Here is a 22145-nt window from a genome sequence, read left to right as displayed (position 1 = left end):
TCCCGACCTTGGGGCGCCTTTTTTGTTTCAGGGATAGATCAAAGATGGAAGCAGGGCTGATCAACTGGCTGCGCCTTGGCGCGCTGGGCATAATCTGGGGATCATCCTTTATGGCGGTCACCGTGGCCATACGCGGGTTTGGTCCAATCACGGTGGCCGCCGGACGGATTGCGCTGGGGGCGATTATCCTGCTGTTGCTGGTCCGTGTGATGGGGGTGAAACTGCCCACGATGCGCGGGTCCGAGGGGCGCAAGGTCTGGCTGGCAGCACTTGGGTTCGGCATCTGCTCGATGGCGCTGCCGTTCTTTTTGCTTAGCTGGGGGCAGGGCTATGTGACGTCGGGTTTTGCCGGGGTCACCATGGCCGCCGTACCCCTGCTGGTGTTGCCGCTGGCGCATTTTCTGATCAAGGGCGAACAGATGACCGGTCGCAAGGTTTTCGGATTTCTGATCGGGTTTTCCGGTGTGGTGGTTCTGATCGGGCTGGATGCGTTCAAAAGCAGCGGGGCGGGGCTGGAGCCATTGGCGCGGCTGGCCTGTTTCGGGGCGGCGGCCTGTTATGCCTTTGGCAGCATCATCACCAAACTGGCGCCCAAGGTTGACCCGTTCGCCTTTGCCGCAACCGCCACAACATTGGCAGCGCTGATCATCGTGCCAGCCGCAATTCTTCTTGAGGGTGTCCCGCAGGAATGGCCTGCGGTCCCGTTGCTGGCGGTGGTGTTTCTGGGCGTTGTGCCAACGGCGATGGCCAACCTGCTACTGGTTTCAATCATCCGCAGCGCGGGGCCATCGTTCATGTCACTGGTTAACTATCAGGTGCCGGTCTGGTCGGTGATTTTCGGCGCGTTGTTCCTGTCCGAAACCCTGCCCGCGCGCACCTATATTGCACTTGCCTTGATCCTGCTTGGGTTGGCGATTAGCCAACGCTGGAAACGGGCTAAACTGCCTGTTCGACAGCCGTAACGATGTCGCCGATCACCGCATCCAGCAGCGCCTGATCTTCGCATTCGCCCATCACACGGATCAGGGGTTCGGTGCCGGATTTGCGGATCAACAGACGACCATTGGCCTTCAGCTTTTCCTCACCCGCAGCAATCGCCGCCTTGACGGTCGCGGCATTCAAAGGTTCCTGACCGGCGGCATAGCGCACATTGGTCAGCTTTTGCGGCACCGTTTCAAAGCTTTGCGTCAACTCGCTGGCCGGTTTGCCGGTGTCCACCATCGCCGCCAGAAACTGCAAACCGGCAATCAGCCCGTCGCCGGTGGTGGCATAATCGGTCATCACGATATGGCCCGATTGCTCGCCGCCCAGATTCCAGCCGTTCGCCCGCATCGCCTCGACCACATAACGATCGCCGACGGCGGTGCGGTGCAGGGTCAGGCCCTGGCCTTGCAAATAGCGATCCAGCCCCAGATTGGACATTACCGTGGCCACCAGAGTGCCGCCCTTCAGCGTATCATTGGCGGCCCAGCGGCTGGCCATCAGCGCCATGATCTGGTCACCATCGGCCACCTGTCCGTTTTCATCAATGATCATCACCCGGTCGGCATCACCATCCAGACAGATGCCCATATCCGCGCCATGTTGCACCACCGCTTCGGCGGCGGTTTGCGTGTAGGTCGAGCCGCATTCCCGATTGATATTGAACCCGTCTGGCGACACCCCCACGGGGATCACTTCGGCGCCCAGTTCCCACAAAACCTCGGGGGCGGCGCGGTAGGCGGCACCATTGGCACAGTCCACAACCACCTTCAGGCCCGACAGTCCGCCCAGCACCGGAAAGGTGGTTTTGGCATATTCCACATAGCGCCCGCGCGCATCGTCGATCCGTTTGGCACGGCCGATGTTCTGCGGCTGGACCGGTTCGATTGTGCCCGCCAGTATGCGTTCGATTTCATCCTGCGCCTCGTCCGACAGTTTGAAGCCGTCGGGGCCGAAAAACTTGATGCCGTTGTCCTGATGCGGATTGTGGCTGGCGGAAATCATGATGCCCAGATCGGCGCGCATGCTGCGGGTCAGAAAGCCGACGGCGGGGGTGGGCACCGGTCCCAGCAGCAGCACGTTCATCCCCGTGCTGGTCAGCCCTGCGGTCAGCGCATTTTCCAGCATATAGCCGGACAGGCGGGTGTCCTTGCCGATCACCACACGGTGCCGGTTCTGTCCGTCGGTGCGAAAATACCGCCCCGCCGCAGCCCCCAGTTTCAGCGCGATATCCGCAGTCATCGGATAGCTGTTGGCGCGCCCGCGCACCCCGTCGGTTCCAAAAAGCCTGCCGCTCATTCCTGTTGCCCCCGTATTGCTGTTTGCAGGCTGATTGCCTGCTTTGTGGCCTCTATATCATGGACCCTGACCACCTGAACACCCTGCGCCACAGCGTCTAACGCCACGGAAACCGACCCGTATACGCGGTCTTTTGCCGATCGGGCGCCGGATATGACACCAATGAATTTTTTGCGTGAGGCCCCCAGCAGGATCGGACAGCCTAAGGTGTGAAACAGGCTGATGTCGCGCAGCAGGGTCAGGTTGTGTTGCATGGTTTTGCCAAAACCGATGCCGGGGTCCACCATGATGCGGTTGCGCGGGATGCCTGCGGTTACAGCGGCATTGATCCGCTCGGACAGGAAGTCGTAAACATCCAGCAACACGTCGTCATAGAGCGGATCATTTTGCATGGTTTCGGGGTCACCCTGCGCGTGCATCAGACAGACGGGCGCACCGGTTTGTGCTGCCACTTCGGCCAGTACCGGATCATGGGTAAAGGCGGCCACATCGTTGATCAGGTTGGCACCGGCCTCCAACGCGGCCTGTGCCACAGGGGCCTTGCGGGTATCGATGGAAATTGGCGTGGTCATCTCGGCACGGATGGCTTTGATCACGGGGGCGGTGCGGTTGATTTCTTCGTTAACCGGCACGAAATCCGCGCCGGGGCGGGTGGATTCGCCGCCGATGTCGATCATATCCGCGCCTGTCGCGACCATGTCGCGGGCATGGGCCACGGCGGCGTCGGGTGCGATGAAATCGGCCCCGTCCGAGAAACTGTCGGGGGTGACATTCAGGATGCCCATGATGCGCGGGGCATCGAACGTCAGCCCTGCCATCGGGGCGCGGGGGGTGGTGATCCGCTCCAGCACATCGGCCGGAATATCGGCAATCCCCACCAGTTCGCGCGTGCCACCCCGCGTGATGCGTTCGGCGCGGTCGAACCAACAACAGCCACCGGCAATCGCGCGGGCGTCAGCGGATCGGGTGGTGTCCTGCATAGGGATCGGGCGGAAATAGCCGGTCATGCGAAGTCTTCGGGCTTTGCCGGATCAAACCCGCCTTTGCCAACCACCACCAGCCGTGCCGCGTCCATCTGTTCGGCCAGCCAATGCGCCAGCGCCAGACCATCGGCAACAGCAGGCGGACCATCCACCGCATCAAGCACGATCTTTGACGGCGCCCAGACGCTAAGGTTGCCCTGTTTCATCGCCCAGTCCAGTTCGGTGCGGCTGTCGATCACCACGCAGCGATCATCCTTGCTGGCCAGCAGCCATGCATTTTGCTCGATCTCCAGCAGATCAATCCGCCGCTGGGTCGGGCCGTGGCCGGTTTGCAGAGGCGCATCATCGGGCAGGCCAACGCAGATGATCGCGGGGGCGTCCTGTGCGGTGAACGTATCAATCCAGTCGCACAGTTTGTTGCTGTGCAGGGCGGAGTTGTCCAGATAGGCAATTAGCGGGTGCAGCGGGGTATCATCGGCAAGGTCAATATCACCGGCCCGCTTGCGCATGATTTCAACGCCCAAGGCGCCGGGGCCGCGATCCAGCTTTTCGATCCGCACAAAAACCCGCATCGCTTGCGGTTCGTGCAGGATGCGTTCGGCCACCCGTTCGGCCAGCGTTTCCAGCAGGTTCAGACGCTCGGCGGCCAGTTCATGGGCGATGGCTTCGGTCAGGGTGTCATAGGACAGGATGCGATCCACATCGTCGTCCAGCGGCTCGGGCGCGGGGGAAACCTCGACCACCACGTCGAAACGCAGCCGCTGGGTGGTGCCGCGTTCCACCTGAAAGGCGCCGATTTCGACTTCGGTCAGGTGATCGCGCAGGGAAATGCGGTCGGGGATGTCGGGGTCGGCCATCGCGTGGGCACGCATTTCCAGCGCACCAAAGGCAAGACCTGTTTCATTGCTCATCTGCAAATCCTAGAACAGTAACGGTTTTCGTTGCCTGTCTAGCGGTAAAAGAAGTGTCCGTCGATACTGGCCGTGCGGGTAAATACCCGCGCCCAGCGTGGGCGGACGGACTGATTGTGGTAATATGTTGCGCCCACAGTCAGGTTGCGCGGGGCACCATCCAGCAGGGCACGGGCGATCTTGCCGACATTGGTATAGGCGGCGGGTTCGTTCACCACTTCGGCCTTGCCATCGCAGGTATAGGAAAACTGGCACTGGTTGCGTTTGCCTGTACCCTGATTGACCACAGCACAGACGGTGTTCGGGAAGCGGCTGGAATCAACGCGGTTCAAGATGACTTCGGCAACGGCGAACTGGCCAGAGACGCTTTCGCCACGGGCCTCGAAATACAGCGCCTGTGTCAGGCATTCCCATTCGGCGCCACCGCTGGCAACCGGCTGGCTGTTCAGCCATTCGCGGGTATAGCTGATTTTCGGGATGTCGGGGGTTTCGCCGCGTTTCACCGGCCGCAGGCTGGTTTTGGGCGCCGCTGTGATGACGCGCATGCGGTCGATGTTGATCTGGCGAAGGGCCTGATGTTCCTGTCCCAGCAGGCTGGTTAGCTGGTTGTTCAAATCCGGCTTTTGTTCAGTGCCCGGGTCAGTGGATGTGCTTAGACGCATGTCGGCGTAGGCCGATCCTGCCGCATTTACCAAAGCAAAGGCGAATAGCCAGACCGCAGTCCGGAAAAATTTACTATAAGACCGCATAACATTCCCAAATCAATACTGTTCGTGTCGGATCCAGCCCCCAGGCCGCGATCGACAGCGGTCATACTCCAACGGGGCACATGAGTCCATACCTTGTGGTAATTCGGCAACAATGCTGGGTTGTGGTTGCGATTGTTTTTTGAGGTCTGTCACGAAACTCTGCGAGGGGAATTTAAAATATGTATTATTATCAGCGTGATAGCTAGCGATCCGGAATCTCAACTGCCAGTTGCGCCGCGGCCAGACGGGCGACAGGCACCCGATATGGCGAGCAGGAAACATAGTCGAATCCGGCACTGCGACAAAATGCAATAGATTCGGGGTTGCCGCCATGTTCGCCGCAAATCGACAGCACCACGTCTTTGCGGGCGGCACGTCCCCGTTCGGCGCCGATGGTCAGCAATTCGCCAACGCCTTCGGTATCCAGCATATGGAACGGGTCTTCGGGAAAGACACCCTGTTGCACATAATTCGACATGAACCGGCCGGCATCGTCGCGTGACATGCCATAGGTCATTTGCGTCAAATCATTGGTGCCAAAGCTGAGGAAAGCGGCATTCTGGGCAATATCCCCCGCCCGCAAAGCGGCCCGCGGGGTTTCGACCATCACGCCAAGGCGATAGTCGAAATCGTGGCCCTGTTCGACCCGAACGGCAGCCGCCACTGCATCGACGCGGGTTTTGACCAGATCGACCTCGTGGGTGGCGCTGACCAGCGGGATCATGATTTCGGGCACCACGGGGGCGCCGTTTTTGCTGGCAATCACCGTGGCCTCGAAAATCGCGCGGGCTTGCATGTCGTAGATTTCCGGCACGGTGATGCCCAGCCGCACGCCGCGCATGCCCAGCATCGGGTTGTATTCGCGCAGCGCATCCACGCGGCGGGTCACGTCGGACACGGGCAGGTCCAGTGCCTCGGCCAGTTCGCGCTGGCCTTCGCGGTGGGCGGGCAGGAATTCGTGCAGGGGCGGGTCCAGCAGGCGGATGCAGACGGGTTTGCCCTGCATGATGCCGAACAGTTCGACAAAATCCTCGCGCTGCATGGGCAGCAACTGGCCCAGGGCCTCGGCCCGGTCTTCGGAGGTATCGGCAAAGATCATCTCGCGCATCACCGTCAGGCGTTCCTGTTCAAAGAACATGTGTTCGGTGCGGCACAGGCCAATGCCCTGCGCATTGAACTTGCGGGCGATGCGGGCGTCGGCGGGGGTGTCGGCGTTGGCGCGGATGCCCATGTCGCAGGCCTGATCGGCCCATTCCATCAACTGGCGAAACGCGCCGTCCAGCGCGGGTTCCAGCATTCTGGCCGTGCCTGCCAGCGCCTGACCGGCGGTGCCGTCGATGGTGATCACATCGCCTTCCTTGAACACACGCCCGTCTTCGGCGGTGATGATCTTGTCGCGGCGGTCAACCTCCATCCCCATGGCACCCACCACGCAGGGCAGGCCAAGACCGCGGGCGATCACGGCGGCGTGGCTGGTCATGCCGCCTTTGGCCGTCAGCACCCCGACAGCGGCGTTCATGCCGCGCACGTCTTCGGGGGTGGTTTCGCGGCGCACAAGGATGCAATCTTCGCCCCGGGCCTGACTGGCCTGTGCGGCATTAGCGGAAAACACGATGCGCCCGCTGGCGGCACCGGGGCTGGCGGCGATGCCCTGCTGGAACACATCGCGCGGGCCTTCGGGATCAATCTGGTGGTGCAGCAATTCGCTAAGGGCGCGCGGTTCGATCCGCATCAATGCCTCTTCGCGGCTGATGATCCCGTCCTTGGCGAGCGCTACGGCAATCCGCACCGCCGCACGCGCACGGCGGGGGATGCGCACCGCGTCCAGAATATGCAGGCAATTGTTCGAGATGGTGAATTCGATCTGCATTTCCTCGCGCAGACGCTGGCGGGAAATCTCGCCGTATTGTTTCAGTTTGGCAAAACAGTCGGGGCACAGATCCTCGAGCGATGGGCCGCGATCATCATGGGTCAGATAGAGCGCGCCCTTTTCCTGTGTAAGGGCATCGCGCCCCTGACTCTGGCTAAGGTAGCGGCCCTTGATCCGTGGCAATCCGGTGATGTCGTCGGCAAACTGGATCACACCCGAGCCACATTCGCCCTTGCCCACGCCTAATGCCATTTGCTGCACGATCAGTCCCAGCCCCGCGTCTGCAGGTGCGCCTTTGGCTTGGCGCAACAGGCGGGCGGTGGTGCCTTCCCAAGCGCGGGCCATGGAACGCAACACGTCGGACAGCTGTTTGGCAGGGTCTTGCGGGAATTCGGCGTCGGTTTCGTCCTGATAGGCGTGCAGCATATCTTGCAGCGCCTCACTGGTCGGGTTGTCCGGCAACTCGAACATATCGGGGTCCAGTCGGGCGACGTGGACGGCAAAGGCCTGAATGAAGCGCAGGTAAAGCGCGTTGGCGGCCGCATCACCCAGCTCTTGTGTTAGTTCCTTATGACGCTGAGTGTTCATGCCGATATTCAGGATTGCACCGGGGCCACCCCAATCCGGGTCTTCCGAACTGGGCCGCACCGAGACCAGCGCATCGCCGAAACTGTTGATCATCGCGTCTGTGTTGGCGGGGTCGCCGGCGGCGATGGCGTGTACGGCATCAAAGGACAGGGCAAGGGTTTTGGGCACCGGCATATCCAGCCGGATCAGCCGTTGCAGGCATTTCGCCCGTCCGCCGTGGGTGTTGTTGGCGATCGGGGCGGTCTGGGTGATTTCGGTGAACCCGGGGATGTTGGATTGCTGTTGCACGGTGTCGCCTTTCCTTGCGCTATGGGTAGCATAGCGTTTGTGGAAGTCGAGACAAAAGAGATTCTATGCCTGCGGCGCGGATATTTGTGCCATTTGGAAGGGGCAATTACCCTTCGATTTTGGACAGGTCGGCGACCGAGGTGCAGATCTTGCGGATTTGCGACAGCAGATTCAGGCGGTTGCGGCGGATGGTGGCGTTGTCGGTGTTGACCTGAACGGCCTCGAAAAACGCGTCAATGGGGCTGCGCAGTTTGGCCATTTCGGACATGGCGGTGGCGAAATCCTCTTGCTCCAGGGCGGGCGTGATGGCGGTTTCAGCGGCGTCCAGTGCCTTGAACAGCGCGCGTTCCTCATTGGTTTCGGCGAATTTGATGTCGGCGCCGTATGAATATTCCACGCCGTCTTTCTTTTCCTCGGCCGACAGGATGTTGGAGGCGCGTTTATAGCCTTGTAACAGGTTTTCGCCGTCGTCGGTATTCAGGAAGGCTTGCAGCGCCTCGGCCCGTTTGACCAGCAGGGTCAGGTCGTCGTTGTTCGGCATGGCAAGACAGGCGTCGATCACGTCGTGGGTGATGCCTTTGTCCTTTAGATAGACCTTGAGGCGGTCGTGGAAGAAGGACAACAGGTCAGCCGATACATCGGGCACCTGGTCCTTTACTTTTGTCACATCCTCGGGGGCGTCACCGTCAAACCGATCCAGAACGGCATGGGCGGCGGCGCCGAAGACGCCATGCTCGGCAATTTCATGCAACATTTCCTGCAACAGGGTCATGGATATGTCATTGTTGCTTGCTGCGATTTCGTGGCGTAGAAGCTGGGTGTCGACGAAACGGTCAATGCTTATGCGAACGTTGTTCTCCAACACCAACCGAATAACCCCCAGCGCGGCGCGGCGCAGGGCGAAGGGGTCTTTGCTCCCCGTCGGTTTTTCATCAATAGCCCAGAACCCCGTCAATGTGTCGATCTTGTCGGCCAGCGCCACGGCGACGGAAACGGGTTCACCCGGCACATCGTCCGAGGGGCCAAGCGGCGAGTAATGTGCCTCACAGGCGTTGGCCACCTCTTGCGGCAGGTTTGCTGCCTGCGCGTAATAGCGCCCCATCAGCCCCTGCAATTCGGGGAATTCATAGACCATTTCGCTGGACAGATCGGCTTTGCAAACCTCGGCGGCCTGTTTGGCCAATGCAGGGTCGGCCCCGACCATCGGCGCGATTTCCTCGGCCAGCGCGGCGATGCGTTTCACCCGTTCGGCCTGTGTGCCCAGCTTGTTGTGGAAGGTGACATTGGCCAGTTTTGCGGTCATGTCGGAAAGCGGCGTGCGCAGGTCGTTTTCCCAAAAGAACTTCGCGTCGGACAGGCGCGCAAACAGCACCTTCTGGTTGCCCGCTAGGATGGTTTTGCCGTGATCGGTGGTTTCGCGGTTGGCCACGGTGACGAATTTCTCGATCCGGTCGGTTTTCGGGTTGCGCACGCTGAAGAATTTCTGGTGTTCGCGCATCGAGGTTTGCAGCACTTCAGGCGGCAGGCCCATGAAATCCTCGGCAATGTCGCCCGTCAGCACCACGGGCCATTCGACCAGTCCCGCGACTTCATTCAGCAGGCCCTTGTCCTCGACCACTTCCAGCCCTTGGGCAAAGGCCTGATTGGTGGCATCGTTCCAGATGTGGTCGGCGCGTTCCTGCGGGTTAAGGACAACATGCGCCTTGGCCAGTTTGGTGGAATAGTCGTCAAAGGACGCCACGCTAAAACGGGCAGGGGCCATGAAACGGTGGCCTTTGGTGCTGTCGCCTGCGGTGATGCCGTCGATGTCCAGCGGCACCACGGTTGCGCCGGCCTCGTCGCTTAAAATACAAAGGATCGAATGCAGCGGGCGCACCCAACGTAAGCTGCCAGCACCCCAGCGCATGGATTTTGGCCAAGGGAAATTGCGGATGGTTGTTTCCAGCACATGCGCGATGATCTCGGCGGCAGGGCGGCCCGGTTTTTCGATGATGGCAAAGTAAACCTGCCCCTTTTTGTCATCGCGCACTTCCAGATCATCGCGCGACACACCGGCGCCGCGCAGGAACCCTTCGATCGCCTTGTCCGGCGCATCCACGCGCGGGCCTTTGCGTTCCTCGCGGATGGTGGGGCTTTCGGTCAGCACACCCTCGACCGACAGCGCCAGACGGCGGGGGGTGGAAAAGGCACCGGCAGAGGCATAGGTCAGCCCCGCATCGACCAGCCCGTCGGTGACCAGACGTTTCAGATCCGCCGCCGCGCGCGCTTGCATACGGGCGGGGATTTCTTCGCTAAACAGTTCGATCAACAGATCAGGCATGGGTTATTCCGCAAATTTTTCGTTAAGTTGGTGCCAGATATAGGCGCGCCCGTCGGGATAGATGGCGACCACACGGTCAACCCCGTCCGAGATGTTTTTCTGCCCCAGAAACGGCAGGGCGATGCCGGCTTCCAGATCGGCACCGATGGTTTTGGCGTTATAGCAGCTGAACCAGCCCGGACCGATCAGCGGCTCGGCGTGTTCATAGGCGACATAGGTTTCGGTCAGCATGGATTGCGACATCGGCGTGGTGAAACAGCCGCGAAACCGGATCGGCGAGGAGCCACTGTCGATGCCTTCAAAATCGTCGGCGATGATTTCTTCCGGTTCGTTTGTTACCACCGAGGTCAGTTCGACCGTCACATCCTTGGCCGCGACCTCGTCATAAAAGGCGTAGACCTGAAGGTAATAAAGCACCGCACCGGCGGTCAAAGCGATGAACATGATCCCAAGCCCTACGATACGTCCGGTCATTGCGCCCACCCGCCTGCTTCGGTTTCAACAAAAGCATCGGCGCATTTTTTGGTCAGCGCCCGCACACGGCCGATATAGGCCTGACGTTCCGTCACCGAAATTACCCCGCGGGCGTCCAGCAGGTTGAACAGGTGGCTGGCCTTGATCGCCTGATCATAGGCCGGATGCACCATCACGATGCGCTTGCCGGTCTTGGGATCGTCATAGGGGCGGTCGAGGATGTCGGCACAGGCGCTTTCCGCCTCTTCAAACTGTTTCAGCAACACATCGGTATTGGCCACATCGAAATTCCAGCGGGAATATTCCTGTTCGGTCTGTTTGAACACATCGCCATAGGTCAGCGGGATTGGCGCGTTTGGGTCGTTATAGGGCATGTCCATCACATGATCGACGCCCAGAACATACATCGCCAGACGTTCCAGCCCGTAGGTCAGCTCGCCGGAAACCGGATGGCAATCATGCCCGCCGACCTGCTGGAAATAGGTGAATTGCGATACTTCCATGCCGTCGCACCAGACCTCCCAGCCCAGACCCCATGCGCCCAGCGTGGGGGATTCCCAGTCGTCCTCGACAAAGCGGATGTCGTGCAGCTCCATGTCGATGCCGATGGCCTGAAGGCTGCCCAGATACAGCGCCTGAAGGTCGGGCGGCGAGGGTTTGATCAGCACCTGATACTGGTAGTAATGCTGCAAACGGTTGGGGTTTTCGCCGTAACGCCCGTCGGTGGGGCGGCGCGAGGGCTGCACATAGGCAGCGGCCCAAGGCTTGGTTCCCAGACTGCGCAGGGTGGTGGCGGGGTGGAAGGTGCCCGCGCCCACTTCCATGTCATAGGGCTGCAACATGGCACAGCCCTTGGAGGCCCAATAGGACTGCAAGCGCAGGATGATTTCCTGAAAGCTGCGTGGTTTGGCGGGTTTATCGGTCATCATGGCCTCGGATCGGGTTTCGCTTGGGTTGGTACCAAATAGGCAATGTGACGGGGGGGGTCAATTGGGGAGTTTGGCCCTATTCCACCGGCAACACAAACTCGGCCGCTTCGGCGCGGGTCAGTTGTTCGCCCTGTTTGCGTTTCATCAGCACTTCGCGGGCACGGGCATACTGGTCGTCCTGCCAGAACATCATGCAACCATTACAGCCCTTGCCACAGCACCCCTCGACCCCGACGCGGTTGGTTTTGAAACGGCGGTCATTGGTGTTTTCGCCAATCTTCTCGACCAGTTCATCGCGGCGTTTGGAATAGGCCTTTTCGTTTTCCTTGCCGTTGATTTCCAGCCCCTGGGTCAGCTTGTCCAGCCGGATGCGGGCCCATTGTTCCTCGGTCAGGGCGCGTTCCTTGCGCATCACGCTATACTGCGGGAAACGGGCGCGCAGCACCTCGGGGTCTTCGTGGTCAAACAGGGAAAACGGGATGCGGACGGTGGTGCGGGTACCGCCGTGGATCACGTCTTTCTTCTCGCCAGTCGCCGCGTCCTCGAAATCATACATCCGCAGCAGCACGGTTTCGCGTGCAATGGGGGATACGAATTCCAGCACTTCGCCAGCTTCCAGCTTGTTTTTTACCTCGACCAGAAAGGCGTCTTCGGTCACCTCCGACACCACGCCGGCGTATTCCCACTGGGCCATGGCGGCGGTGTGTTCATAGTCGTGGGCGTAATTGGTCAGGCGGCCATCGTGGAAGGCCAGCGTGTAGCCGCGGTTGCCGACCGATTCCAGTTCACGCATGTAGGGCAGGGGGTTCCAGTTTTCGGGGTCTGCGTAATAATCGTCAATCGCCATGCGGTAGGCCCGCGCGACGATGGCGGCGTAATATTCCGACTTGCCGCGCCCCTCGACCTTCAGGCTGTCCACGCCGATGCGCAGATATTCGTCCAGTTTGGGCATGATACACAGGTCTTTGGAATTCAGGATGTAGGAACCGCGCGAGTCCTCCTCGATCGGCAGCAGATCGCCGGGGCGACAGCCTTCTTCCAACAGGAATTCGAACATATCGGCGTTTTCGTCGGTGACGTTCAATTCCTGCACGGTGCCGTCTTTCAGGCGCAGGTGGAATTTGTAGTTCCAGCGACACGAGTTGGCGCAATTGCCCTGATTGGCACCGCGTTCGGACATGAAATTGGACAGCAGGCAGCGGCCCGAATAGGTCATGCACATGGCGCCGTGAACAAAGGCTTCCAGCTTGATATCAGGGCATTCTTTGCGGATTTCGCACAGTTCGCTGAATGAAACTTCGCGGGCCAGAACCACCAGTTCGGCCCCCAGATCCTGCCAGAATTTCACTGACAGCCATGACGACACATTGCTTTGGGTCGAGATGTGCAACGGCAGTTCCGGTGCGTGGGTTTTGACGAACTGGAACACGCCGGGGTCGGCGATGATCAAGCCGTCGGGTTTCACTTTTCGAACAGTTTCCACATATTCGCGCAGTTTGGGGATGTCCTTGTTATGGGAAAACAGATTCAGCGTCAGATAGGCGCGTTTGCCGTGGGCATGGCAGAATTCCACCCCTTCGATCACGTCTTCCAGCGAAAACTGCGACTTGGTTCGCAGGGACATATCCGGTGTGCCCAGATAAACGGCATCGGCCCCGTAAAGGATTGCCATCTTCAGTTTACGCAGATTGCCTGCGGGCATAAGAAGTTCGGAACGGTGCGGTTGCGTCATCGTATGGGTGCCATAAATCAGGGGAATTCAGGGCCTTTTACACGGGTTTGCGCGGTTTGCCAATCGGGGGGCTATGGTTAAATATTTTTAATGTTCAGCACACTTGAACCATGCAGGCCGCGACCTATTTCAGTGTCACAAAGCTCTTGATACTGGATTGCGGTCACGCTGTTCACTATTCGGGGGTTTCCCGTCGGCTGATCGTCCAGATCGGGGGTGCAACGCATTGATAGATGCAAACCCTTGAAAGGAACGAAAAATGTTGAACTGGAAAAATAATGTAATGGCACTGGCGCTGGCATCCCTGGCGGCAACCCCGCTGGCTGCACAGGATACGGACAATGATGCCAAAGCGACCGAAAACGCGGCTGCCGAAACGCAGGCCCGCGAACAGGCAAGCCCCGCGATTGACGAGGCCGTCGCGGCCCTGACCGAAACCGGCAATGCCCTGAAAGCACTGGAAGACGGCAAAAACGACGAAGCTGCCGCCGCGCTGGAACGGGCCATCGGCAAGCTGGAAGTGGTGCTGACACAGCATCCCGAACTGGCGCTTGCGCCTGTGGATGTCAGCTCGACCGTGGTGGATATTACTGCCAGCCCGGCGGTGATCACCAAGGCGCGCAAAGAGGCATTGCGCCTGATGAAGGACGACCAGTTGCAACTGGCCCGCCCGATCATCAATAATCTGGCCAGTGAAGTGGTGGTGCGCACCACCAGCATCCCGCTGGCAACCTATCCGCTGGCGCTGAAATCGGCGGCGGCACTGGTCAAGGACGGCAAGGTGGATGACGCCAAGGCTGTTCTGGCGCAGGGTCTGGGCACATTGGTTGTCGAAGAAGTGGTCAGCCCGCTGCCGCTGTTGCGCGCCGCTGTTCTGATCGACCATGCCAAGGCGCTGAGCGAAAAGGAAGATCGCAGCGACGAGGAAAACAAAACCCTTGCGGGTCTGCTGGATGCGCTTGATCTGGAAATCGCCAAGGGCGAGGCCCTGCAATACGGTGGAAAGGATGCCTTCGAGCCGCTGAAGGACGAAATGAAGGAAATCCGCAAGGCCACCGGTGACGGCGGTTTCGGCAAGGGTTTCTTTGACAAGCTGAGCGGGTTGTTTGACGGTCTGGGGAAATCCCATAACGAGGCCGCAGGCAACTAGGGTCAAGCAACGGTGAGCAAAAGGGGGCGCGTCCGGTTTTTTCCGGCGCGCCCCTTTTATGTTTGCGTGTAACGGGTTAGCCAGGCATCCACCAAGGTCGTTTCGGCATTGCTCAGGCTTTGGGCCCTTGGATAGACCGGTTTGGCACGGTCATTCAGAACCGGCGCATGCCAGCCGTCGGTGGTGTCGAAAAACCGTGCAACGCCTTCTTCCCCGAATTCGGTCAGATAGCCCTGAACGACGACATCCAGATAGGACAGCAGAATCGGATTTTCGGGGGTCGGGGGGTGGTGGGCGTCAGGTGCGATAGCGTAAATCGCCACCTCGGGGTCGTGGTTTACCTCGTGGCGCACCTGACGGGTGGCGTCCTGCCGCAAATAGGCGCGTTCGCGGATGTCCAGCGCCTGCCAGTCACTATTAGGGACTGCGGCAATTAGCCCGTCGATGGTGCAATCCGCATCCGGCACCGCCGTCAGGTAACACAGATCGCGCAGGGGGCTGCGCCGCCACGCCCGCCGCCAGCCGGTAATCTGTGCCGGATGGGCCTGTTCATAATCATGCGTTTTCCGGTTCACCAGCGAGCCGTAGCCAAAGAAAAAAGGGTCTATCATGGGGAATGTTTTGCATTTGTATACTCCCGAATACAACCCCTTGCGATGGGGCGAATGCTGGTCTAACGTGCCCCCGTCAACGTCGGGAGAATCTGGCAAATACCGCCAGTGCCGAAGGAGCATGCGCCCCGCTAAACTCTCAGGCCCCATGGACCGACGATTGGCAGTGAAGACTCTGGAGAGTGGCACCAAATGGTGCCCGCCGAAGGGATAGCGATCTCAGGCGCAAGGGACAGAGGGGGCATCAACCGGCGGCCATTGGTCCGCCTGAATTGATGCCGGACGAATTTACCATCCGGTTGGCGATATATTGGGGGCGACGCATGTCTGATCTGAAACGAACCGGTCTTTATGATCTGCATCTGGAACTGGGCGCGAAAATGGTGCCCTTTGCGGGCTATGAAATGCCCGTGCAATATCCGGCGGGCGTGATGAAGGAACACATCCACACCCGCGAAAACGCCGGCCTGTTCGACGTCAGCCATATGGGGCAGGTGCTGGTGCGGCCCAAATCCGGCGATGTGGCCGATGCCGCACTGGCGTTCGAAACCCTTGTGCCGGTGTCGCTGCTGGCGCTGAAAGAGGGGCGGCAGCGTTATGCGATGTTCACCAATGACGCGGGCGGGATCATGGATGACCTGATGGTCGCCAACCGGGGCGATCACCTGTTCGTTGTGGTGAACGCGGCCTGCAAGGAGGCCGACATCGCGCATATGCGGGCCAACCTGTCGGACAGTTGCGACATCGAGGTGATCGGCGACCGCGCCCTGTTGGCATTGCAAGGGCCGCTGGCCGAGGCCGCATTGAACGGTATTGCCCCCGTGGCCGATATGAAATTCATGGATGTGGCGATGGTGCCGTCCGAATTCGGCGACCTGTGGGTGTCGCGTTCGGGTTATACCGGCGAGGACGGGCTCGAGATTTCCGTGGTCGATGATAGGGCTGTCGCCTTTGCCCGCGCCCTGCTGGCGGCGGAAGGGGTCGAGCCGATCGGCCTTGGTGCGCGCGACAGTCTGCGGCTGGAAGCGGGGCTTTGCCTTTATGGAAACGACATCGACGAAACAACGTCACCTGTCGAGGCTGCACTGGAATGGGCCATGCAAAAGGTGCGCCGCAAAGGCGGCGCGCGCGAAGGGGGCTTTCCGGGTGCGGACCGTATCCTGAACGAACTGGAAAACGGCACCACCCGCCGCCGTGTCGGCATCCTGCCCGAAGGCCGCGCCCCGATGCGCGCGCATACCCTGCTGTTCGCCAGCGAGGATGCGAGCGAGCCGATGGGCGAGGTCACATCCGGTGCCTTTGGCCCGACCATCGCACGGCCCATGTCGATGGGCTATGTGGCCACAGAATTTGCCGAAACCGGCACCCGTATTTTCGCCGAGGTGCGGGGCAAGCGCCTGCCCGCCACCATTGCGGATATGCCGTTCCGCCCCTCGACCTACAAACGCTAATCAACAGGAGAAATAGCAATGAAATTTACCGAAGAACACGAATGGCTGCGCGTTGAAGGCGACGTTGTGGTCGTAGGCATCACCGAACACGCCGCCGAACAGCTGGGCGATGTGGTGTTTGTCGAGCTGCCCGATACCGAAACCGAAGTGGTCAAGGACGACGAGGTCGTGGTGATTGAATCGGTCAAGGCCGCGTCGGATATTCTGGCCCCGATCGACGGCGAGATTGTCGAGGTGAACGAAGCCCTTGTAGACGATCCCGGCAAGGTGAACGAGGATCCACAGGGGGATGCGTGGTTTTTCAAGATGAAAGCCGCCGATCTGTCACAACTGGACGATATGATGGACGAAGCGGCCTACAAGGCCTTTATCGGCTGATCACGCTGAACCCGACGCTCATCAACCCTGACCGGGTTTCTTCGCTGAATGAAGAGCGCCCGTCAGGGGCGATGAATGCCTGTTTGCTATTGGAGAACACCCATGCCTTTCACCCCCACCGATTACCTGCCCTATGATTTTGCCAACCGCCGCCACATTGGCCCCTCGCCCGAGGAAATGGCCGAAATGTTGCAGGTGCTGGGGGTCGAGACGCTGGACGAGCTGATCGACCAGACCGTGCCGGCATCCATCCGCACCAAAGAGCCGCTGGAATTCGGTAAACCCAAATCCGAGCGCGAATGGCTGTGGTATGCGCGGCAGGTCGCCAAGAAAAACAAAGTGTTCACCACGATGATCGGTCAGGGATATTACGGCGCGATCACCCCGCCGGCGATCCAGCGCAATATTCTGGAAAATCCGGCGTGGTATACCGCCTATACCCCCTATCAGCCGGAAATTTCGCAGGGGCGGCTAGAGGCATTGCTGAACTTCCAGACCATGGTGTCCGATCTGACCGGCCTTGAGGTTGCCAATGCGTCCCTGCTGGACGAATCCACGGCCGCGGCCGAAGCCATGACCATGGCGCAGCGGGTGGCCAAATCAAAGGCCAAGGCGTTTTTCGTCGATGAAAACTGCCATCCGCAAAACATCGCGGTGATCAAAACCCGCGCCGAACCACTGGATATCGAGGTGATTGTGGGCAATCCTGACGATCTGGATGCCTCGCAGGTATTTGGCGCGGTGTTCCAGTATCCCGGCACCTATGGCCATCTGCGCGATTTCACCGCCGAAATGGAGGCACTGCACGAAGCCAAGGCGATTGGCATCGTCATTGCCGACCCGATGGCCCTGACCCTGCTTAAGGAACCCGGCGCGATGGGGGCCGATATTGCTGTGGGATCAACCCAGCGGTTCGGGATTCCCTTGGGCTATGGTGGCCCGCACGCCGCCTATATGGCCTGCAGGGACAAGATGAAGCGCGCGATGCCGGGCCGGATTATCGGCGTGTCTATCGACAGCCACGGCAAACCTGCCTACCGTCTGTCGCTACAAACCCGCGAACAACATATCCGGCGCGAAAAGGCCACCTCGAACGTCTGCACCGCGCAGGCTTTGCTGGCCGTTATGGCGTCGCTTTATGCGGTGTTCCACGGACCAAAGGGTTTGCGGGCGATTGCCCAGCGGATCCATCGCAAAACCGTGCGTCTGGTGCGCGGGCTCGAGGATGCGGGCTTTGTGATCGAGCCTGCGAATTTCTTTGACACCATCACCATCGAGGTCGGCCCGCTGCAAGGGGCGATTTTCAAGGCGGCAGCGGATCAGCGGATCAACCTGCGCAAAATCGGCAAGACGAAATTGGGGATTTCGCTGGATGAAACCACCCGTTCGGATACGTTGAAACGGCTGTGGCGTGCCTTTGGCATTGAACGCACGGACGAGGACCTGTCGCCGGAATACCGCATACCTGAAAACCTGTTGCGGACCTCGGATTACCTGACCCACCCCGTGTTCCACATGAACCGCGCCGAAACCGAAATGATGCGCTATATGCGCCGTTTGGCGGACCGTGATCTGGCGCTGGACCGGGCGATGATCCCGCTGGGGTCCTGCACGATGAAACTGAATGCGGCGGCGGAAATGATGCCGCTGTCATGGCCGGAATTTGCCAATATCCATCCACTGGCGCCGGCCGATCAGGTGGCGGGCTATACCGAACTGGTTGAGGATCTGTCGGACAAGCTGTGCCTGATCACCGGCTATGACGCGATGTCGATGCAGCCCAATTCCGGTGCGCAGGGCGAATATGCCGGCCTGCTGACCATCAACGGTTATCACCGCGCCAATGGCGAAGAGCACCGCAATATCTGTCTGATTCCGGTCTCGGCCCATGGCACCAATCCAGCCAGTGCGCATATGGCGGGGATGAAGGTGGTGGTGGTGAAATCGGCTGAAAACGGCGATATCGACGTTGAGGATTTCCGCGCCAAGGCCGAAGCGGCGGGTGAAAATCTGGCCGCCTGTATGATCACATACCCCTCCACCCATGGCGTGTTCGAGGAAACCGTGCGCGAGATTTGCGACATCACCCATGAATTCGGCGGGCAGGTCTATATCGACGGGGCGAATCTGAATGCGATGGTGGGTCTGGCCAAACCGGGCGATGTGGGCGGCGATGTCAGCCACCTGAACCTGCACAAGACATTTGCCATCCCGCATGGCGGCGGCGGCCCCGGCATGGGTCCGATCGGCGTCAAGGCACATCTGTCCCCGTATCTGCCCGGCCATCCGGTGGGCGGCGAAGGGGCTGTTTCGGGGGCGGATTTCGGTTCGGCCTCGGTTCTGGTGATCAGCTGGGCCTATGTGATGATGATGGGAGGTGCCGGCCTGACGCAAGCGACCAAGGTTGCGATCCTGAACGCCAATTACATCGCCAAACGTCTGGAAGGCGCGTTTGACGTGCTGTTCAAGGGTAAGGGCGGGCGCGTGGCGCATGAATGTATTCTGGACACCCGCCCGTTTGACGAAAGCGCCCATATCACAGTGGACGACATTGCCAAACGGCTGATTGATTCCGGTTTCCATGCCCCGACAATGAGCTGGCCGGTGGCGGGCACCCTGATGGTAGAGCCGACCGAAAGCGAAACCAAGGCCGAACTGGACCGGTTCGTCAAGGCGATGCTGTCGATCCGCGAGGAGATCGCGGCAATCGAGCGCGGCGAGATGGACGCCGAGAACAACCCGCTGAAACACGCGCCGCACACGGTGAACGATCTGGTGGCGGATTGGGACCGGTCCTATAGCCGCGAACAGGGCTGTTTTCCGCCGGGGTCTTTCCGCGTTGACAAATACTGGCCGCCGGTCGGGCGGGTCGACAACGTCTATGGCGACCGCCATCTGGTCTGCACCTGCCCGCCGCTGGACAGCTATAGCGACGAGGGCTAGGCAGGCGATCCGAAACGATCTATAGCGGGGGCAATGCGTATATTCATTGCCCTCGATTTGCCCGACCCGTTGCTGGATCAACTGACAGCATTGCAGGCGGGCCTGCCCGCCGGTGCGCCATCAAAGCGCGAAACATTACATCTGACATTGGCCTTTGCCGGGGATCACCCGCAAGAACAGGTCGAAGCCCTGCACGACGAGTTGTCGCTGATCAAGGCACCGGCGTTCGAGGTGCAACTGTCGGGGCTGGGCACCTTTGGCAATAGCAGCCCGACGTTGTTGTATGCGGGGGTTGCGGAAAATCCGGCGTTGGCGGAATTACAGCGCAAGGTGGTGTCGGCAATCCGGCGCACGGGCTTGCCGGCCCCCAAGGAGAGGTTTCACCCGCATGTCACATTGGCGCGGTTCCATCGTGCGGTGGATGCGCGCGAACTGGCGCATTTGGGGGAATATCTGGCGATGCACGAAGGGTTCCGCCCGCCTGCGTTTCCGGTAACATCTTTTGTGCTGTTTCAATCCACGTTGCACCCGCAGGGGGCGCGCCATGACGAATTGGCGCACTATGCGCTGGCGTGGTCTTGACACGGCTCATGGATGGGTGAATTTTGCGCAGTATGGGGCCGTAGCTCAGTTGGGAGAGCGCGTCGTTCGCAATGACGAGGTCGTCGGTTCGATCCCGATCGGCTCCACCAGTTTCCAGTTTAGCGGAGGCCCCGTGCGGGGCCGCATAATATCTCGGCCCCACAGGGGGGCCTCGGGTCTGCCTGCGGCACAGGTATTTCAGGCAAGAAGAAGTCAGGCAGAAAGGTAATCCGACAGGGTTTTGGTTTCCTGTTCATTCAGGCGCAAGCCGATTTTGGAGCGGCGCCACAGGATGTCATCGGCAGATATTGCGAATTCACGATTCCGCAGCCAGTCAACCTCGCGGGCATAGAGGTTCCAGCCAAAGTGCTGGCCAAGGCTGTTTGGCGAGGAGGCATCGCCCATCATATCAAACACATCCGTGCCATAGGCGCGCAGCAGGCGTTTGGCCCATTTTTTATCCAGAAACGGATAGCGTTTGCGGATGTCGGCCAGCAGGTTGTCCACGCCATCCACCGGAAAATCACCGCCGGGCAGGGGGACGCCTTCGGTCCATTTTCCGGGCATGTCGGGGAAGAAGGGGGCGAGTTTGCCAAGCGAGGTTTCGGCCAGTTTGCGGTAGGTGGTGATCTTGCCGCCAAAGATGTTCAGCAGCGGGGCCACGGGGGATTCATCTGCCAGCGTGATCACGTAATCGCGTGTGGCGGCGGTGGCCGAGGAGGCACCATCGTCATAAAGCGGGCGCACGCCGGAATAGGTCCAGACGATTTGATCGGTTGTCACGGGCTGTTTGAAATAGTTCGAGGCAAAGGCGCAGAGGTATTCCTGCTCCTGTGGGGTGCAAACGGCAGGATCGTCGGCATGATTATGCGGTGCGTCCGTGGTGCCAATCAGGGTGAAATCGGTTTCATAAGGGATGGCGAATATGATGCGCCCGTCCGTGCCCTGAAAGAAATAGGCGCGATCATGGTCAAACAGGCGTGGCACAATGATATGGCTGCCGCGCACAAGGCGGATGCTTTGGCGGGTTTGGAGGTTTAGCGGGCCGGTCAGCAGGTCCTTGACCCACGGCCCACCGGCGTTGATCAGGGCGCGGGCGCTGTGGATTTCGGTTTCGCCGGTTCGGGTGTTTTCGGTGGTGATCTGCCACAGATCATTCACCCGCTCGGCCTTGATCACCTTGGCGCGGGTCATGATCTGCGCGCCGCGGTTGGCGGCATCGACAGCGTTCAGGGTGACAAGGCGGGAATCCTCGACCCAGCAATCGGAGTATTCGTAAGCCTTGCGGAATTTCGGGTTCAGCGGCGCGCCTGCCGGGTCAATGGTCAGGTCCAGCGTGCGGGTGCCGGGCAGGATTTTGCGATGGCCCATATGGTCATACATGAACAGCCCCAACCGGATCAGCCACGCCGGGCGGCGGCCCTTCATCCACGGCATCACAAAGGATAGCAGTTTTGAGGTGGGCGTGTCGTTTTCGAAGCGCATGTCCTTGTGATAGGGCAGCACGAAACGCATCGGCCACGAGATATGCGGCATGGCCCGCAGCAGGGTTTCGCGTTCTTTCAGGGCTTCGCGCACCAGCCGGAATTCGAAATATTCAAGATAGCGCAAGCCGCCGTGAAACAGTTTGGTCGAGGCCGAAGAGGTGGCCGACGCCAGATCGTTCATTTCCGCCAGGGCCACTGACATCCCGCGTCCGGCTGCATCGCGGGCAATGCCGCAACCGTTGATGCCGCCGCCGATGATGAACAGGTCATAGGGCGTTGTTTGCGGGGTGGTGTCGGGCGTTTTCATCCGGATTTCCTGACCATTTGCGGGCGGTTACAGAAGGAATGACTAGCACAGGATTGCGGGTGTCACCAGAGCATTGCCCCGGTGACGTTACGCAGTGTTGCAGGGAAAATAT

Annotated in this window: 17 protein-coding genes, 1 tRNA gene and 1 riboswitch; of the genes, 7 read left to right on the top strand and 11 right to left on the bottom strand. The window is 60.0% G+C overall.

What is annotated here, in order from left to right:
• Positions 1-44: 44 nt before the first annotated feature.
• Positions 45-962 (top strand): DMT family transporter, encoded by a 918-nt coding sequence (locus tag BAR1_RS13560; protein ID WP_118943515.1) that lies wholly within the window; start codon positions 45-47, stop codon positions 960-962.
• Here BAR1_RS13560 and glmM read toward each other — a convergent pair.
• The 9 genes from glmM to BAR1_RS13515 all read right to left on the bottom strand — a co-directional run bounded on the left by glmM (position 937) and on the right by BAR1_RS13515 (position 13124).
• A complete protein-coding gene (glmM, locus tag BAR1_RS13555) occupies positions 937-2280 on the bottom strand; it encodes a phosphoglucosamine mutase (protein WP_118943514.1) in 1344 nt (447 codons plus the stop codon). The two genes, BAR1_RS13560 and glmM, sit on opposite strands and share 26 nt — an antisense overlap.
• The gene (gene folP / locus BAR1_RS13550) at positions 2277-3287 is read right to left on the bottom strand and encodes a dihydropteroate synthase (protein WP_118943513.1); all 1011 of its coding nucleotides are present in this window, start codon (positions 3285-3287) and stop codon (positions 2277-2279) included. Before folP ends, glmM begins: the two co-directional genes overlap by 4 nt.
• The gene (locus BAR1_RS13545; protein ID WP_118943512.1) at positions 3284-4174 is read right to left on the bottom strand and encodes a dihydroneopterin aldolase; all 891 of its coding nucleotides are present in this window, start codon (positions 4172-4174) and stop codon (positions 3284-3286) included. The genes folP and BAR1_RS13545 overlap by 4 nt, the downstream gene beginning before the upstream one ends.
• Before the next feature lie 38 nt (positions 4175-4212).
• Entirely contained in the window at positions 4213-4923 is a 711-nt protein-coding gene (locus BAR1_RS13540) for a cell wall hydrolase (RefSeq protein ID WP_118943511.1), read from the bottom strand.
• A gap of 202 nt (positions 4924-5125) precedes the next feature.
• Positions 5126-7669, bottom strand: coding sequence for a pyruvate, phosphate dikinase (gene ppdK / locus BAR1_RS13535; RefSeq protein ID WP_118943510.1), 2544 nt, complete (start codon positions 7667-7669; stop codon positions 5126-5128).
• 106 nt (positions 7670-7775) lie between these two features.
• Positions 7776-9989 carry a glycine--tRNA ligase subunit beta gene (gene glyS / locus BAR1_RS13530; protein WP_118943509.1) on the bottom strand — a complete coding sequence of 738 codons (2214 nt, stop codon included), beginning with the start codon at positions 9987-9989 and terminating at the stop codon, positions 7776-7778.
• A 3-nt stretch (positions 9990-9992) separates the two neighbouring features.
• Positions 9993-10463: a DUF6446 family protein gene (locus BAR1_RS13525; RefSeq protein WP_118943508.1), complete on the bottom strand. Its 471-nt coding sequence runs from the start codon at positions 10461-10463 to the stop codon at positions 9993-9995.
• Positions 10460-11389: a glycine--tRNA ligase subunit alpha gene (locus BAR1_RS13520; protein ID WP_118944486.1), complete on the bottom strand. Its 930-nt coding sequence runs from the start codon at positions 11387-11389 to the stop codon at positions 10460-10462. The genes BAR1_RS13525 and BAR1_RS13520 overlap by 4 nt, the downstream gene beginning before the upstream one ends.
• 79 nt (positions 11390-11468) lie before the next feature.
• Complete coding sequence (locus BAR1_RS13515) at positions 11469-13124, bottom strand: U32 family peptidase (protein ID WP_118943507.1); 1656 nt, start codon at positions 13122-13124, stop codon at positions 11469-11471.
• 259 nt (positions 13125-13383) lie between these two features.
• On the opposite strand from BAR1_RS13515, the gene BAR1_RS13510 reads away from it, so the two are divergent.
• Positions 13384-14274 (top strand): YfdX family protein, encoded by an 891-nt coding sequence (locus BAR1_RS13510; RefSeq protein ID WP_118943506.1) that lies wholly within the window; start codon positions 13384-13386, stop codon positions 14272-14274.
• Positions 14275-14330: 56 nt separating this feature from the next.
• Here BAR1_RS13510 and BAR1_RS13505 read toward each other — a convergent pair whose 3' ends face one another.
• Positions 14331-14885, bottom strand: a complete 555-nt coding sequence (locus BAR1_RS13505) for a gamma-glutamylcyclotransferase family protein (RefSeq protein ID WP_118943505.1) — start codon at positions 14883-14885, stop codon at positions 14331-14333.
• A gap of 73 nt (positions 14886-14958) precedes the next feature.
• A riboswitch (glycine riboswitch) is annotated at positions 14959-15051 on the top strand.
• Between the two features lie 157 nt (positions 15052-15208).
• On the opposite strand from BAR1_RS13505, the gene gcvT reads away from it, so the two are divergent.
• The 5 genes from gcvT to BAR1_RS13480 all read left to right on the top strand — a co-directional run bounded on the left by gcvT (position 15209) and on the right by BAR1_RS13480 (position 20349).
• Entirely contained in the window at positions 15209-16336 is a 1128-nt protein-coding gene (gene gcvT / locus BAR1_RS13500; protein WP_118944485.1) for a glycine cleavage system aminomethyltransferase GcvT, read from the top strand.
• A gap of 18 nt (positions 16337-16354) precedes the next feature.
• Entirely contained in the window at positions 16355-16714 is a 360-nt protein-coding gene (gene gcvH, locus BAR1_RS13495; RefSeq protein WP_118943504.1) for a glycine cleavage system protein GcvH, read from the top strand.
• A 102-nt stretch (positions 16715-16816) separates the two neighbouring features.
• Positions 16817-19657, top strand: a complete 2841-nt coding sequence (gene gcvP / locus BAR1_RS13490; RefSeq protein ID WP_118943503.1) for an aminomethyl-transferring glycine dehydrogenase — start codon at positions 16817-16819, stop codon at positions 19655-19657.
• 33 nt (positions 19658-19690) lie between these two features.
• Positions 19691-20239 carry an RNA 2',3'-cyclic phosphodiesterase gene (gene thpR / locus BAR1_RS13485; protein ID WP_118943502.1) on the top strand — a complete coding sequence of 183 codons (549 nt, stop codon included), beginning with the start codon at positions 19691-19693 and terminating at the stop codon, positions 20237-20239.
• Between the two features lie 34 nt (positions 20240-20273).
• Positions 20274-20349: transfer RNA gene (locus BAR1_RS13480), tRNA-Ala, on the top strand.
• 103 nt (positions 20350-20452) lie between these two features.
• Here BAR1_RS13480 and glpD read toward each other — a convergent pair.
• Positions 20453-22033, bottom strand: coding sequence for a glycerol-3-phosphate dehydrogenase (glpD, locus tag BAR1_RS13475; RefSeq protein WP_118943501.1), 1581 nt, complete (start codon positions 22031-22033; stop codon positions 20453-20455).
• Positions 22034-22145: the final 112 nt, after the last annotated feature.

The organism is Profundibacter amoris, from assembly GCF_003544895.1.
In the GTDB taxonomy this organism is placed as follows: domain Bacteria; phylum Pseudomonadota; class Alphaproteobacteria; order Rhodobacterales; family Rhodobacteraceae; genus Profundibacter; species Profundibacter amoris.
This window is presented reverse-complemented; position numbering and strand designations above follow the sequence as displayed.

Excerpts from the sequence above, each read along its gene's own strand:
- BAR1_RS13560 (WP_118943515.1), top strand. The coding sequence starts at position 45 with ATGGAAGCAGGGCTGATCAACTGGCTGCGCCTTGGCGCGCTGGGCATA.
- gcvT (WP_118944485.1), top strand. The coding sequence starts at position 15,209 with ATGTCTGATCTGAAACGAACCGGTCTTTATGATCTGCATCTGGAACTG.
- gcvP (WP_118943503.1), top strand. The coding sequence starts at position 16,817 with ATGCCTTTCACCCCCACCGATTACCTGCCCTATGATTTTGCCAACCGC.
- gcvH (WP_118943504.1), top strand. The coding sequence starts at position 16,355 with ATGAAATTTACCGAAGAACACGAATGGCTGCGCGTTGAAGGCGACGTT.
- folP (WP_118943513.1), bottom strand. The coding sequence starts at position 3,287 with ATGACCGGCTATTTCCGCCCGATCCCTATGCAGGACACCACCCGATCC.
- BAR1_RS13520 (WP_118944486.1), bottom strand. The coding sequence starts at position 11,389 with ATGACCGATAAACCCGCCAAACCACGCAGCTTTCAGGAAATCATCCTG.
- BAR1_RS13545 (WP_118943512.1), bottom strand. The coding sequence starts at position 4,174 with ATGAGCAATGAAACAGGTCTTGCCTTTGGTGCGCTGGAAATGCGTGCC.
- glyS (WP_118943509.1), bottom strand. The coding sequence starts at position 9,989 with ATGCCTGATCTGTTGATCGAACTGTTTAGCGAAGAAATCCCCGCCCGT.
- thpR (WP_118943502.1), top strand. The coding sequence starts at position 19,691 with ATGCGTATATTCATTGCCCTCGATTTGCCCGACCCGTTGCTGGATCAA.
- glpD (WP_118943501.1), bottom strand. The coding sequence starts at position 22,033 with ATGAAAACGCCCGACACCACCCCGCAAACAACGCCCTATGACCTGTTC.
- BAR1_RS13510 (WP_118943506.1), top strand. The coding sequence starts at position 13,384 with ATGTTGAACTGGAAAAATAATGTAATGGCACTGGCGCTGGCATCCCTG.
- glmM (WP_118943514.1), bottom strand. The coding sequence starts at position 2,280 with ATGAGCGGCAGGCTTTTTGGAACCGACGGGGTGCGCGGGCGCGCCAAC.
- BAR1_RS13540 (WP_118943511.1), bottom strand. The coding sequence starts at position 4,923 with ATGCGGTCTTATAGTAAATTTTTCCGGACTGCGGTCTGGCTATTCGCC.
- BAR1_RS13505 (WP_118943505.1), bottom strand. The coding sequence starts at position 14,885 with ATGATAGACCCTTTTTTCTTTGGCTACGGCTCGCTGGTGAACCGGAAA.
- BAR1_RS13515 (WP_118943507.1), bottom strand. The coding sequence starts at position 13,124 with ATGACGCAACCGCACCGTTCCGAACTTCTTATGCCCGCAGGCAATCTG.
- BAR1_RS13525 (WP_118943508.1), bottom strand. The coding sequence starts at position 10,463 with ATGACCGGACGTATCGTAGGGCTTGGGATCATGTTCATCGCTTTGACC.